This is a genomic window from Treponema primitia ZAS-2 (assembly GCF_000214375.1).
In the GTDB taxonomy this organism is placed as follows: domain Bacteria; phylum Spirochaetota; class Spirochaetia; order Treponematales; family Breznakiellaceae; genus Termitinema; species Termitinema primitia.
Map to the genome: position 1 here is coordinate 2,006,146 of NC_015578.1, position 13,465 is coordinate 2,019,610.

A 13,465-nucleotide genomic window follows, 5' to 3' on the forward strand; every position below is an offset into this window, starting at 1 on the left:
AGTATCCGACAGAACAATTCTGCTTAGGGTTTGAGTTTTGCCTGGTTGATAACCTTCTTAATCTCGTTGTTCTCCCCTTCCCAGAGGATCCTGTTGGTTTCAATGTTGGTTAAAGAAGCGTGGACAAAATAGGATCGCACTGAGGTATTACCGTTGCGGTCCACAATGGCCTGGACTGTGCCGTTAAGCATAAAGGTGGCGCCGGTTTCATTACCCAGAGCGGCGGCGCTGGCTTCGCTGGCATTGGATTGCTGCTCCTGCCGTTCAGCCCGGAGTTCATCCCGGGTGTCCCCACCGGCCACAAATTCCAGTTTGCCGCTATTAATGATGGCGCTCCGCATAATACCGGAAATAATGGTAGTATCAATATGTTCACTGGAAGTGTTCCGGAAATTACCCACCAATACCGTGGGCAGTTCTCCCTGGTGGCTGGTGGAATAGGTATTGATGAAACGGTCCACACTGGGGGCGCTGAGACAGCCGGCAATCAGGGATTCACAAACCTGGCGTACATCCGTGTCATTCCAGCGGCCGCTGAGATCCACCTGGGTATCTGCGCTGACCCGGGTCACGGGACCGGAAGAACAGGAACTGAACAGGGCAAAAAGGGCCGCCGCAGTGACCGCAAACAAAACGTGTGTTTTCATAAAAACTCCTCATATAGTAAAATAAAGTAAGGTTAGTTTATAATAAAAGGTATAACAATTACAATGGGGAATTTAACCACGAAGAACCCGAAGCACATGGTTATTCTTCATCCTCACCCTCACCCCAGTCGGCAAGCTTCCGGTGCAGGGTTTTCCGACCTATGGCCAGGACCTCCGCGGCTTTGCTCTTATTGCCCTTTTGGGCGGACAGGGTGTCCCGGATGATGATCCGCTCCGCCTCCTCCAGGCTGGTGCCCAGGGGTATGCGGATCCAGCCGGCGTCGTTTTGGGTCCGCACCGTTGGGGGGAGATCCCCGGTGGTGATAACCGGGCCCCGGGTCATGACCACCGCGCTTTCAATGCAGTTCCGCAGCTCCCGGACATTGCCGGGCCAATCGTAGGCGTAGAGGGCTGCCCGGGCTTTGTCATCGATTCCCTCCAGGGTCTTGCCGTTTTCACCGGCGAATTCATTGAGGAAGGCGGTGATCAACAGGGGGAGGTCCCCTTTCCGTTCCCGCAGAGGGGGCACCTCAATATTGACCACATTGAGCCGGAAGTAGAGGTCCTCCCGGAAGGCGCCTTTTTCTATTTCCGCCTTGAGGTCCTTGTTGGTGGCTGCTACGATACGCACGTCGGTTTCTATGGTCTCTTCCCCGCCTACCCGCTCAAATTTTTTATCCTGCAGCACCCGAAGGAGCTTTATCTGGATGTTCTGATCGATTTCCCCGATTTCGTCTAGGAAGAGGGTGCCTTCATTGGCAAGCTCAAAACGGCCCCGGGTTCGGGATACTGCACCGGTGAAGGAGCCTTTCTCGTGGCCGAAAAGTTCGCTTTCCATGATAGAGGCTGACAGGGCTGCGCAGTGTACTTTTACCAGGGGCTTGCCCTTCCGGGGGGAAAGTTCGTGGATGGCGTCTGCCACCAGTTCCTTCCCCACTCCGGATTCCCCGGTGATGAGGATAGAGGCTTTTGAAGGGGCAGCCCGGCTGATGGTATCAAAGACCTGACGCATGGGGGCGCTGTCGCCGATCATGGATTTCAGGAGGTTCCGGTGTTCCAGTTCCTCTTCAAGCCGACGGTGCTTGAGGATCAGTTCCCGGTTCTGAAGAGCCCGTTTGACTAGCAGGGAAAGGTGGTTCAGGTCCACCGGCTTGGTAAGAAAATCGTAGGCCCCGTTCCGCATGGCCGCCACGGCGTTTTCCACCGTACCGTGCCCGGTAAGGACGATCACCGGTATACCCGGGGTCTCAGAATCAATGCGCTTGAGCAATTCCTCACCGCTTAAGCCGGGCATCCTGAGGTCCGTGATCACCAGATCGATGTCCCCTTTCTGGAAGCGTTTGAAGGCAGCGTCACCTTCGGCGGCGGTTTCCACCTGATAGCCGTCCATTTCCAGGGAGGCCGCAAGGCCCTCCCGAATATTTTTTTCATCATCAGCCACAAGTAGTCTGAACTGCATCATATCCCGCCTTCAAAGGTGATGAGTTTCCGTTCCTTCTGAGGAATGGGCAGGGTGATCTTAAAACTGGTCCCCTCCCCTTCCTTTGACTTTACGGAAATCTCCCCCCGGTGTTCCCGGATTATCTTAAAGACCAGGGTCAGCCCCAGGCCGGAACCGGTTTCCTTGGTGGTAAAATAGGGCTCAAAGATCTTTGAAAGATTTTTTTCACTTATCCCAATTCCGGTGTCGGAAACAACGATACTAATCTCGTCCTCCAGGACCTGGGTTTTTATGGTGAGCTTCCCACCATTAGGCATGGCAGCCTGGGCATTCTTGATAAGGTTGAGCAGGGCCTGTTTTATGTACCGCTGGTCAAAACCAATCCAGGGGAGATCCGGGGCGAGGTGCAGGATACATTTGATGCGGGCCTCCTCCAGTTCATAGGACACAAAATCTGCCAGCTCCCTGATGAGCAGATTAATGTCCCCTTCCCGGAATTCCATATTCATGGGGCGCACGGCGAACAGAAAATCTACCACGATACGGTTAAGGCGGTCTACCTCTTCGTTTACCACGGCGATATACTTATCCAGCTGGTTGAAATAGGCCCGGGGATCCTGGCCCAGAGAATCAAAGCCCGAGGGGTGGGCGTTGAAGTAGATTTCCTTGTTAGCCTCCATGGCTTTCTGGATAAGCTGTATGTGTATGGAAAGGGAGCCCAGGGGGTTTTTTATTTCATGGGCCACCCCGGCGGCCAGGGTGGTCAGGCTTGCCAGGTTTTCCGCCCGCCTGAGCTGGGCTTCCTTGCCCCGTTTTTCGGTAATGTCCTCCATGTAGATCAGGGAGCCTGTGACCTGGTGATCCTTTACCAGGGGAAGCACACTGATACTGAGCAGCCGAGGGATACCCTTGATCTCCAGATCAAATTCCCGTTCCTCCACCTTGTCCCCGTTTTGCAGGGTAAGCTCGAAAAAATCCCGGACCTTCTCATCCCGGACCAGTTGCCAGAATTTCAGCTTCCCCTGCTCTTCCAAGTTCATGGGAAGCATACGCTCGGCGATTTTATTGGCCAGGGCCAGGTTGTTTTCAGTATCGCAGACCAGGATGCCGTCGGTGATGGAATCCAGCACCGTTTCCAGGCGGTCAATTTCGGCGGCCGCTGAGTAAAGGAGGTCCCGGGTCTGTTCCCCGGTCATTTTGTTGAGCTTTTGCAGGGCCCGCTTAATGAATTCTCTCATGGTATAGTACTGTAAGGATAAACGCTTTTTTTGTTTTCTGCAATCATCCGGAGCGGCAATTCGGTTTATGAGAGCTGTACTGGGGTAGTGACCGGGGAGGGGGGCAATTTGCTCCTGCCCCCTAACCTGTAGAATTCCCCCTACGTCAGCGCTCTATACACAGCAAGGGATACCCTAAACTTAAGTATGTAAAATACTATTACCGACGTCAATAGCCCCTTTTGTGCCTTTATCAATATTTTTTTAACGGTAAAAACAACGCCGGAATAATTGAAAACAAGGTGAAACAAATTGACACTATAAATATACGGTTATATGCGTTAATTATATTTTCAAACGAATCGCCCAATGATATATAATGCTGAAACAGTATAGCTAAAATCGCCGTTCCAGATGCGCCGCCTATCTGCTGTAATATGCGTGTTGCTATTGTACCATGTGAAATCTGGCTTTTTGCTAACCCGTCATACACGGATGCCATAATTGGTATAGAAAATCCTCCTAATCCTGCGCCACGTACCAATAAGGCCAGGATAAGAAATACCGATGTGGTCTTGTCAGTGGCAAATATAAAAGGGAGTGTGCCGATGGCAGCGATTATCAGGCTCACCATCACCACAAAACGCGCGCCTATCTGGTCTGTCAATTTACCCGCAGCGCCTCTTGTTAATAACATTCCCACACCCTGGGGGGCAAGCATGAGGCCGGCGGCTAGTGCAGTCTCGTTTCTAACTTGCTGAAAAAATAAGGGTAAAATAAACAATGTCCCTGTGGTGATGAAGCCTGATACAAAAAGCAGAAGTGATGATGAAGAAAAACTTTTGAGCGCAAAAAGGCGTACATCAATAACACATTCATTTTTTGTCTTTAATGAATACATGACAAAGTAGATAACGCATACTACCCCTGCAATAATCGGAATGAATACCCCCATACTTGTAAACCCGAGGGCCGACCGCATTTTTGAAATGCCGAAAATAAGAAAAATAAAGGCGCCTGACAAAAGTAGTATGCCGACACTGTCTAATGGTTGTTTGCTGTTTATTGGATCTATTTTTGGTAATTTCAATGACAGCAACAGCGCAATTATGCAAATAGGAATATTTACATAAAAAAGAACACGCCAGGGAAGATTATTTACCAGAAAACCGCCTAAAACAGGGCCTAAGATTGGAATAATTAATGTAGGAATACCAAGAATCGCCATTAAACTGCCTAATTTTTGTCCGCCTGAATACTGGATAAGCGTTGTCTGCAATGTAGGCAGCATAATACCCGCGCCAATTCCCTGTACGATTCTAAAAACAATCAAACTTTCGATATTCCATGCCAATGAAGCAAGCACGGAACCTAAAAAAAATATTACAAGCGCCGTTATGTATACTTTTTTGACGCTGAACCGATTATCAAGCCAGCCGGCAAAAGGCACCGCAATGCCCAATGATAAAATATATGCCGTAGTAACCCATTGCACTATAGAAATAGAACTATGCAATTCAGCCGAAATGGTTTTTATGGCCACATTTACTATGGTTGAATCCAATGCGGGTGCGAATATTCCTAAGACCATAATCAAGGCAATTTTGAGTAATTTCGGATTGAGTTTTTCGTCCGGTGATTTATTGTTTTTCACCAGCTGCACATCCTTGGCTTATGAAATTTATAAGAATCATTAACGTTTCTTATAAAGAATATACACTAAGCTTTTTAATAAGGGCAATAGGGAGAAACGAAATGAGATTTTATTGAAAAAAATCAGTTCCCGTATTATTTTTTGCCCTTTGATTTGCTGCGTTATGAGATTCGTCCCACCGTGATCCAGCTTGCATTTTTTTTAAAACCGTGATATAATAACCAAAAGGAGCTGACCCATGGCCATTGTCTATGATTCCGAATTATGCCTGCCAGCTTCCCTGGAAAGCCTTGACACGGTAATGGATTGGGTTACAAAAAAAATGGACCATGAACAGTGCCCGCGAAAAATACAGAACCATGTTGCGGTGGTCACGGAAGAATTGTTCGTGAATATCTGCCATTATGCCTACGCCGCCGGGGTGGGACAGGCGGTTATCCGGCTTGCTTTTAAGGATCACAGTATTTATATGCAATTTGAGGATTCAGGCATTCCTTTTAATCCTTTGGAACACAGCGCGCCTGATATAAAAGTCGGTATAGAGGATCAGCAGATCGGTGGGCTCGGAATTCATATAGTAAGGAAATGGATGGATTCTGTCAGTTACGAAAGGACAGGCGAAAAAAATATTCTCACCCTACGCAAATCAACCAACCCCGCCGCAGAGCAGCCGGGGCTGGTTGTTCTTTAGAGGTATTGGACTCGGGTATGTACACTCGCCACGAATCAATTACCAACATAATTCAGGAGAATTAATATGGAGATACTAGAGGTTCAAAGTGGAACGAAACTTGTTCTCTTTATAAAAGGCAGACTGGATGCCAATGAGGGGGATCTGTTACAAAAACGGTTCAAACAGATTAAAATTATGACCACCGATCTGACCCTGGATCTTTCGGAACTGAAATTTCTTTCAAGCGCGGGGATTAGGGTAATTATCACCATCATGAAAGAGATGAACGCCAAGAAGGGCACATTCGCCATTAGTAAAATTAGCCCCGAGGTACGGGAAATTTTTAATGTGGTCGGCCTTATCGATCTTTTTGTGCAGGATGAAAAATATGTGATTGTGGTAAAGGAAAAAACAGAAAAAAAAGCAGTTTTAACCATATCCGGCAATCCGGATCTAAAGTCCGGCCGGGATCTCAGCGACCATATCAAGGAATTGCAGGCACAGGGGATCACAGAATTTGTACTTGATATGAGCGGGATAACTACCACCACCCCAAAATTTGAAGAAAAATTAATTGAAATTGAAAAGGAAACAGAGAAAAAAAGCAAATTGACCGTATTAAGACCCCCGGAACCGCCGCCAATAGTACCGCTATAACTCGATTGGTTTTTAGAGCTTCCTTTTACTTGTAGTAGATCGCCAGGGAGGTAATATCATCTGACTGTTCGGTGCCTGATACAAATTCAGCGATATCATTCCGTATGGCAGTGTCAAATTCTTGGGGCAATAAATCTCGGTATCGGTTGGCGGATTCAAGGAAGCGGTCGTTGCCCCATTGTTCTTCAAGGGAATTCATGGCTTCATTGATGCCATCGGTATACAGATACAGCCTGTCACCGGAATGAAATTCTATCTCGCAAAGCTGGTATTCCGATGCTTCCAGCATTCCCAGGGGGATGCCTTTTTTTAGTTCCATAAAACGGTAGGGCCCGTTATTCTGCGAAATGAGCGGCTTATTATGCCCTGCATTGGCATAGGCCATCTTTCCGGTTTCCAAGTCAAGGCATACAAGCAAAACAGTAACAAACATACTCAGGGTATTATCCTCGCTGAGCTGATCATTTACCTCCCTAAGGGCGGAAGCCGGATCAAGGCCCCGAAGCATCTTTGCCTTAATAAGGGTTTTTGCGATCACCATAAAAAGGGCCGCAGGGACGCCCTTCCCGCTTACATCAGCGATCACAAATACTGCTCTGGTTTCTTCATCATTCAGGTAGAAAAAATCATAAAAATCACCCCCAACCTGTTTTGCGGGGATCATCTTGGCAAAGAGCGCTAGCCACTTATGACTGGTAAATTTCGGGAATATTTTTGGCAGCATATCATTCTGGATTTCCGAGGCGATAGAAAGCTCGGTGTTTATCCGTTCTTTTTCGGCAGTTATCCTGCTGATATTTTCTATGTGGGTTTTTATATCTGCGGTCATTTTATTAAAGGCATTTCCCAGCTCGGCTATTTCATCCTTGCCTTTTATGATAATTTTACTGTCCAGGTCACCGGCGCCTATATGCCGTACATTTTCTGCAAGCCGGGCAATAGGCTTTGTCAGGGACAAGGAAAGGATAAAGGAAAAAATCCCCGCCAGGATAAGTACCGGGATAAGGGACAGGGAAAGCGCAATAATAGCATTTTGCTCCAGCCGCCTTACAAAGCTTGTTTCAAAATCCAGGCCCAAAATACCGGAAACGGCGCCATCTTTCATAATAGGTAAATAAGCAGAAATGGCGGAGCCGTATTCATTGACAACAGGTTTATCCGCAATCTGCAGTATCTGTGTTTTATATGCGATATCCATATCTTTCCCGATATAATCCGGATCGTAGAGAATATCAATGGTATCTTCATTCATTTCAGGAGTCCAGTCCGAGGCCAGCAAAAAACGGTACCGGTCCCCCACCTTTTCCATGTAATAGATGTACAGCATATTAAACGAATCTGCTGTCTGATTAAACAGTTCAACCTTAGCCCAAAAATCAGGGGACCGCTCTCTGGCTTCTTTAAAAAGGGTCTCCGTATCGGCCAATTCGGGCATCAGTTTTTGTACCAGCGCCGCCGTATCCGCGAGGGTTGTGCGGTAGCTGTTTTTTATATAATTGTGATAGCGGGAATACATCAAAACCCCGAGGCCTAAAGAAACAATAATACCTAATCCACTGATAAAAATAAAAAAACGTACTTTCAGGCTTTTCATTGATCTGTCTCCTTAAGTGAATAGGGGAGAACCGTAATTAGCCATGGCTTTCCGGAGTTCCGTGGCAAGCTGGTCCAGGATCAGGGGTACGCTGAGATTAGTACCCAGGGCGATCTCCGCCTCCTGCACCGCCTTCCGCCATATTTCCCTGCAGGCGATGGAGCCCCCTTCAGGGGGAAGGCCCTTGAGGCTTTCGCCGCTCACCCCCAGGAGGAGGGCCAGAAAGCGGCTGAACTGGCTGCGGATACCAAAATTGTCCGCCCCCGCCATGATCGCCACCACAAGTCCTCCCGTGTCTTCCCGGGGCCGCCCCAGGCCCGCAGCCTCCGCAATGGGGGCGCTGTATTTGCCCAGGGCGACGATGGCTTCGCTTAAGGGTGCCCCTGAACGTTTCAGGAGCAGCGCCGCGCCCCGGGCAACCGAGGCGGTGAAGAGGGCAGCCAGGGGATAGAGGGTTTCCCCAGAGACCGGGAGGAAGGACTCCAGGTAAGTTTGGATGAGTCCCTCTTTTCCGGCGGGTGTAAAGGCGCCATCCCGGAATACCTGGCGTATTACCTTGAGCTCCGTATCACTATCCCGGCGGGTAAAACTGTAGGGCCTGAGCCTTGACAGGATAGTGGGAAGTAGCCCCCCATGGTGGGCGGTGGTGAGTACTATGGATACTGTTTCCGGGGGTTCCTCCAAAATTTTCAGCAGGGAATTCCGGGCGCCGTCCTGCATACGGTCAGCATTTTCAATTACCAGGAGCTTCCGTTTGCCCTGGGGGGCCAGGCGGCTCCAGTAAGCGGCCCGGCGTATCTGGGCCACCGGTATAAGCTCCCCCATACCTTCGGCTTCCAGTTTGTAGGCATCTTTCAGCACCGAATCTACGGCCTTTTTCAGGGCCTCAGGATCGGGATCGCCTTCCCCGGCAGTATCGCTGTTAGCTGCCGCAGTGAGGTCCAATTCTTCCAGGCCCTCCTCCAGGGACTGGATCAGGGGGTTCAGCTTGCTGATTTTCGGGTCATCTTCCCAGAGGACCGGGGAAAAACGAGCCAGCAGTTTTCGTACCGACCGGATAAAGAGGAATTTTGCCCCAGCTATCCGGGGGTTCCGCAAAAATGCTGCGGCAGAAGCGGCGGTTTCCTCAGAAAAGGGCCTGGGTCCCAGGAGGAGCAGATCAGGGTGGAGCAGCAGGCGGTGATGAGCGCAGGCCGAGCAGGAACAGTTCCAGGGCGCCCCAGAGTTTTCACAGGACAGGATACGCCCCAGTTCCAGGGCGGCGCTGCCCTTGCCCGAGGCAGGGGGGCCCGAGAACAGCATGGACGGGGCCAGGACGCCCCCTGCAATATCCGATGCCAGCAGATTTATTACCGGCTGGCCAAGTATATTTTCAAACACCCAATACCTCCGGAAGGTCAGGCACGGGGAGCCGCAGCTCCCCTACCAGAGAGCTAAGCAGCTTTGCAAAGAAACTATTTACCAAAAGGGATTCGGGGTTAAAAAGGGGCTGTATGTTGATAATGAAAAGGATCACGCACACCAGGAGCAGCCCTTCCAAAAGACCTAGGACAAAGCCCAGGGCCTGATCAAGCCCACCCAGGTTTATGCGGGAGATAATATCATAGATGATACGCTCCAGCAGTTTTATTGCAAAAAAAACAATGGCAAACAGGGCGGCGAAGGCGATCAACTCCGGCAGCACTTGCATGTCAGCCAGTATTTTGGTGCGGACAAAAGCTGCCCCGGGTTTATAAAAAAGAACAGCGGTCAGGAAACCCAGTACCAGTGAAGCCATGGACATGATTTCCTTGACAAACCCCCGGAGGGCGCAGCGGAAGACCATAATCAGAATCAAAACAATAAACACTATGTCGATGATTGCCAATTTCATTCTTCGCCCTTTACCCTTGACAGTATTTCTTGGGCGATTATCAGCGCCCCGTCCTGATCACCCAAACGCCTTGACGCGGCGGCCATGGCATTCCGTCCTTCGGCATCCTCCGCCAGGGATGCTACGGTCTCCGCCAGAAGCGATACTACTTGCAACGAAGTTCCCCGCGCAATTTTACTGCTATCCCCGCCGCCCTGTATTACCCGGGCAGCCCCGGCTTTTTTAAAAAACTCAGCGTTTTCCACCTGGTCCCCCCGGGTGCCGGAACCGCTCAGGGGGATGAGCACCATGGGCTTTCCCGCCACCGCGCTTTCCCAGACCGTGCCTGCCCCGCTGCGACCCAGGACCAGTTCCGCCGCAGCCAGCACCTGGGACATCTCCTCCCGGATATAAGCGTAGGGAAGGTAGCGCCCCTCAGGGATGCCGCGCTCCGCAGGAACGTTAAGCTTTCCGGGCGGCGGCAGCTCGGCTTTTGGCCCGATCTGGTGCACCACCGTATAGTATTGGGTAAGCCGGGGCAAGCTTTCCCAAACCAGCTCGTTGATCTCCCGGGCGCCCTGGCTGCCCCCCAAAACCAGAAGGATCCGCTCCTGGGGCCCCACCCCCAAAAAGGCCCGGCCCGCCTCAGCATCGGCGTTATGGAAACCGGGCCGCACCGGGTTCCCGGCCACAACGAGCTTGGACCGCTGGGCCGGGGGAAAAAAGGCCGCCGTGTCCTGGTAGGCGATAAAAATCCGTTCCGCGAAACGGGCGTTGATCCTGGTGGCAAGCCCCGGGCTGTAGTCCGATTCGTGGGTAAACACCGGGATACCCAGGGATGCGGCAGCGGCGACAGGGGGTACGCTGACAAAGCCCCCCTTGGAAAAAAGCAGAGCGGGCTTTTCCCTCTTCAATATAGCGCGGGTCGCCAGAAAACCAAGGCCAATTTTGAAAATATCCGAGAAATTTTTCAGGGAAAAGTACCGCCTGAGCTTTCCCGAGGGGACACCGAAAAATTCCAGCCCCGCATCCTCAAGGATGGAGCGGTCCATGCCGGCGGCGGCGCCTATCCAGAATATGCGGCAGGGCAAAAGTTTCCCCAGGGCTGCGGCTACGGCCAGGCCGGGGTAAATATGCCCCCCGGTGCCGCCGCCGGTAAAGGCGATAGATACCATTATTAGAAACTAGTCGATTTTCCGGTTTTCCGCAATCGGGATTTACCGGGAATGCCCCTTATCAGAAACTTCAAGCCGCCTTAAACCGCAGCACCCACCGGGCAAAGGCATCAGCATAGTTTTTCAGAAAATCCCGGGAACTCTTATTGGAAATTTCCCCCTGATCATCGAAAAGTGAAGCCACCTCGCCTATATAAGCTTCCGGCTGCTGCATGAGGAAGATGTTCAGAAAAACCATGGCCTGCCTGAGCTGGTGATTAGCCCCGAAGCCGCCCATTTTGCCGATGGAAACGCTGATGATGGCCCCGGGTTTGTTATTCCAGATATTATGCCCATAGGGCCTGGAGCCTATGTCCAGGGCGTTTTTCAGCACCGGAGGTATGGAACGGTTGTATTCGGGAGTAATAAAAAGCAGCCCGTCCAGCATCTTAACCTCCTGCCTAAAAAAACTATATTCCCCCGGAGGATTTCCAAAATCATCAAAATCCTGGTTGTACATTGCCAGGCTGCCGATTTCCACGGGCACCATTTCAAATTCTTCGGGCATCAGGGCGGAAACCGCCAGGGCTGTTTTTTTACAAAAGGAAGCTCTTCGCAAGCTGCCGGTAAAAACACCAATTTTTATTTTTTTCATACTTACACTCTAATGTACCCGGTTTGAGTGTCTAGGAGTTTTTTTTGAGAAATTGTACTTTTATATGACAGGCAAACAAACGAGGCTTATTGCTAAGGTATTCATGCCGATTTACCGATTATTGTAATATAGTACTGGGTTTTTAGAATCCCCGGAGGGGGCTAAATCCTCTCAAATGGAGTTTTGTGGTGAAACAGCGAAAAACTATATTCCTCGCCCTGGTTTTTTTCGCGGGGGTCTTCTCTGCCTCTGTTTATGCAGACATTGGGCTTAATATACGGTATTTTGATAAACGAATTTACTATGCCCAGGATGATCCTATTTTTGTGCAGGTAACCATTACCAATTCCGGACCCTATACTTACCGGTTCAAACTGGCGGATGACCGGGCCTTTTCTATTGATTTTGATATCAGGACCATGTCCAACCTGACCGTAAACCCCGCAGAGATACTGGTCCGCCGGCGCTCCACCAGCCAGCAGGTGTTTTTCCGGGAAATTGCCGTGGAAAGCGGGGAATCCTTTTCCTTTGTGGAGGATCTGCGGAATTACGCAGAGCTGAGCCGTAGCGGCGCCTATGTGGTTCAGGCGCGGATGTATCCGGAATTGCTCCGGGACAATGGGAGCGCCGTTTCCCTGGATACCAACCGGGCAATGGAATCCAACCGGCTCAGCCTGAACTTACGGCCCCCCGCCCTGCCCGGGCCCGAGGGGATACTCCAAGCCCTGGATGTGGAAACCAACGCCAACCTGGTCAGGGAAAAACTAAGTCCCGATCAGGTAGTGAACTATATACTCAGCGCCCGCCAAAAGACCCAGTGGGAAAAATTCTTCCTGTACCTTGATCTGGAAGCCATGATAATCCGGGACTCGGTCCGCCAGCGTCAGTGGCTTGCGGAAAGCGAAGAGGGCCGGCGGCGTATGCTGGCCCGGTACCGGAAGGATCTGGAAGCGGAGATCACTGACGGCGATATTGCCACCATCCCCATGGAATTCCAGATCGAGCGTACCCAGTACTCCACCGAAGAGGGCACAGTTTCGGTACTGGAAAAATTTAAAACCGGAAATTATATTGAAAGGAAGCGGTACACCTACTATCTGCGCCGCAGGGACGATGTATGGACCATCGTCGATTATACCGTATTAAATTTGGGGACTGAATGAAATTACTGGCCGTTCTTGGCTCCGATGAACTCCTGAGCCTGCTTTCCCAAAACATCAAACCCCTGGGATTTGATGTGATACGCTACCACCATGTCCTCAAGGCCATGGACAATGTTGAAGAAATAGAACCTGCTACCATTATTATTAATGCAAAGGATTACCCCCGGCACTGGAAAACCATGGTCCAGTTCGTCCGCTACTATCACCCCAAGGCAGAATGCCCCATCATACTCCTCAAGGGCCAGAATTTTCCCCTGGAAGAGGCTTCCAAAGCCTTCTACCTGGGGGTAAGCGGTATCGTTTCCGAGGACTTAACCAGACCTTCAGAGGTGGATCAGCTCCAGCGTATCCTGAGCCGGTATATTAAACTTGAGGATAAACGGGGCGCCACCCGCTATCATATCGAGGATCCCAAGGAAGTGGGGATCTGCGTGGTAAACCCCTTGGACAAAGCCCTCATCACCGGTAGGGCAAACACCCTTTCTGCGACGGGCATTTCCTTTGCCCCGGATGCCAGCTCGGTGCTGGACAATCTTTCTGAAAACATGGAAATCTCGGAATGTTCCCTCCGCATCGGAGAAGACATCATCACCCCTATTTGCCGAATAGTCCGCACCAGCCCGGATATGTCCCTGGAATTTATTTTTTTCCCCAATGTGGACAGGATACTGCTGGATAATTATCTGGAAGCCCTGCCCATGCAGGAATTAAAGACCATGCAGGCGGAAGGCTGATATCCGCCCTTTTCCTTGAATCGC

13 protein-coding genes are annotated in these 13,465 nt (G+C 50.6%); 4 read left to right on the plus strand and 9 right to left on the minus strand.

Annotation, left to right across the window (positions count from 1 at the left end; translation table 11 throughout):
* Positions 1–23: 23 nt before the first annotated feature.
* From TREPR_RS08845 to TREPR_RS08860, 4 genes are all read right to left on the minus strand, one after another.
* On the minus strand, positions 24–647 hold the full coding sequence (locus tag TREPR_RS08845; protein ID WP_015707960.1) for a penicillin-binding protein activator LpoB: 624 nt from the start codon (positions 645–647) through the stop codon (positions 24–26).
* Positions 648–747: 100 nt separating this feature from the next.
* Complete coding sequence (locus TREPR_RS08850) at positions 748–2,106, minus strand: sigma-54-dependent transcriptional regulator (protein ID WP_015707961.1); 1,359 nt, start codon at positions 2,104–2,106, stop codon at positions 748–750.
* The gene (locus TREPR_RS08855) at positions 2,106–3,326 is read right to left on the minus strand and encodes a two-component system sensor histidine kinase NtrB (RefSeq protein WP_015707962.1); all 1,221 of its coding nucleotides are present in this window, start codon (positions 3,324–3,326) and stop codon (positions 2,106–2,108) included. Before TREPR_RS08855 ends, TREPR_RS08850 begins: the two co-directional genes overlap by 1 nt.
* 232 nt (positions 3,327–3,558) lie before the next feature.
* The gene (locus TREPR_RS08860; protein WP_015707963.1) at positions 3,559–4,959 is read right to left on the minus strand and encodes an MDR family MFS transporter; all 1,401 of its coding nucleotides are present in this window, start codon (positions 4,957–4,959) and stop codon (positions 3,559–3,561) included.
* A gap of 238 nt (positions 4,960–5,197) precedes the next feature.
* On the opposite strand from TREPR_RS08860, the gene TREPR_RS08865 reads away from it, so the two are divergent.
* Entirely contained in the window at positions 5,198–5,650 is a 453-nt protein-coding gene (locus TREPR_RS08865) for an ATP-binding protein (RefSeq protein ID WP_015707964.1), read from the plus strand.
* Between the two features lie 66 nt (positions 5,651–5,716).
* Positions 5,717–6,289 (plus strand): STAS domain-containing protein, encoded by a 573-nt coding sequence (locus TREPR_RS08870; protein WP_015707965.1) that lies wholly within the window; start codon positions 5,717–5,719, stop codon positions 6,287–6,289.
* A gap of 25 nt (positions 6,290–6,314) precedes the next feature.
* Here TREPR_RS08870 and TREPR_RS08875 read toward each other — a convergent pair whose 3' ends face one another.
* The 5 genes from TREPR_RS08875 to TREPR_RS08895 form a co-directional block, all read right to left on the minus strand.
* On the minus strand, positions 6,315–7,883 hold the full coding sequence (locus TREPR_RS08875; protein ID WP_015707966.1) for a PP2C family protein-serine/threonine phosphatase: 1,569 nt from the start codon (positions 7,881–7,883) through the stop codon (positions 6,315–6,317).
* Between the two features lie 12 nt (positions 7,884–7,895).
* Positions 7,896–9,263: a DNA polymerase III gene (locus TREPR_RS08880; protein ID WP_015707967.1), complete on the minus strand. Its 1,368-nt coding sequence runs from the start codon at positions 9,261–9,263 to the stop codon at positions 7,896–7,898.
* Positions 9,256–9,756 (minus strand): CvpA family protein, encoded by a 501-nt coding sequence (locus TREPR_RS08885; protein WP_015707968.1) that lies wholly within the window; start codon positions 9,754–9,756, stop codon positions 9,256–9,258. The genes TREPR_RS08880 and TREPR_RS08885 overlap by 8 nt, the downstream gene beginning before the upstream one ends.
* Complete coding sequence (murG, locus tag TREPR_RS08890; protein WP_015707969.1) at positions 9,753–10,910, minus strand: undecaprenyldiphospho-muramoylpentapeptide beta-N-acetylglucosaminyltransferase; 1,158 nt, start codon at positions 10,908–10,910, stop codon at positions 9,753–9,755. The genes TREPR_RS08885 and murG overlap by 4 nt, the downstream gene beginning before the upstream one ends.
* A 70-nt stretch (positions 10,911–10,980) precedes the next feature.
* On the minus strand, positions 10,981–11,544 hold the full coding sequence (locus TREPR_RS08895) for an NADPH-dependent FMN reductase (RefSeq protein WP_015707970.1): 564 nt from the start codon (positions 11,542–11,544) through the stop codon (positions 10,981–10,983).
* A gap of 188 nt (positions 11,545–11,732) precedes the next feature.
* Here TREPR_RS08895 and TREPR_RS08900 point away from each other — a divergent pair, with 188 nt between their 5' ends.
* Both TREPR_RS08900 and TREPR_RS08905 read left to right on the plus strand, forming a co-directional pair.
* On the plus strand, positions 11,733–12,707 hold the full coding sequence (locus TREPR_RS08900) for a hypothetical protein (protein WP_015707971.1): 975 nt from the start codon (positions 11,733–11,735) through the stop codon (positions 12,705–12,707).
* On the plus strand, positions 12,704–13,441 hold the full coding sequence (locus tag TREPR_RS08905; protein WP_015707972.1) for a hypothetical protein: 738 nt from the start codon (positions 12,704–12,706) through the stop codon (positions 13,439–13,441). Before TREPR_RS08900 ends, TREPR_RS08905 begins: the two co-directional genes overlap by 4 nt.
* The last annotated feature ends 24 nt before the right edge of the window (positions 13,442–13,465 follow it).

What these genes read in the sequence shown, in the direction of transcription:
- TREPR_RS08870 (WP_015707965.1), top strand. Translation starts at nt 5,717, where the DNA reads ATGGAGATACTAGAGGTTCAAAGTGGAACGAAACTTGTTCTCTTTATA.
- TREPR_RS08895 (WP_015707970.1), bottom strand. Translation starts at nt 11,544, where the DNA reads ATGAAAAAAATAAAAATTGGTGTTTTTACCGGCAGCTTGCGAAGAGCT.
- TREPR_RS08845 (WP_015707960.1), bottom strand. Translation starts at nt 647, where the DNA reads ATGAAAACACACGTTTTGTTTGCGGTCACTGCGGCGGCCCTTTTTGCC.
- murG (WP_015707969.1), bottom strand. Translation starts at nt 10,910, where the DNA reads ATGGTATCTATCGCCTTTACCGGCGGCGGCACCGGGGGGCATATTTAC.
- TREPR_RS08905 (WP_015707972.1), top strand. Translation starts at nt 12,704, where the DNA reads ATGAAATTACTGGCCGTTCTTGGCTCCGATGAACTCCTGAGCCTGCTT.
- TREPR_RS08875 (WP_015707966.1), bottom strand. Translation starts at nt 7,883, where the DNA reads ATGAAAAGCCTGAAAGTACGTTTTTTTATTTTTATCAGTGGATTAGGT.
- TREPR_RS08885 (WP_015707968.1), bottom strand. Translation starts at nt 9,756, where the DNA reads ATGAAATTGGCAATCATCGACATAGTGTTTATTGTTTTGATTCTGATT.
- TREPR_RS08865 (WP_015707964.1), top strand. Translation starts at nt 5,198, where the DNA reads ATGGCCATTGTCTATGATTCCGAATTATGCCTGCCAGCTTCCCTGGAA.
- TREPR_RS08855 (WP_015707962.1), bottom strand. Translation starts at nt 3,326, where the DNA reads ATGAGAGAATTCATTAAGCGGGCCCTGCAAAAGCTCAACAAAATGACC.
- TREPR_RS08850 (WP_015707961.1), bottom strand. Translation starts at nt 2,106, where the DNA reads ATGCAGTTCAGACTACTTGTGGCTGATGATGAAAAAAATATTCGGGAG.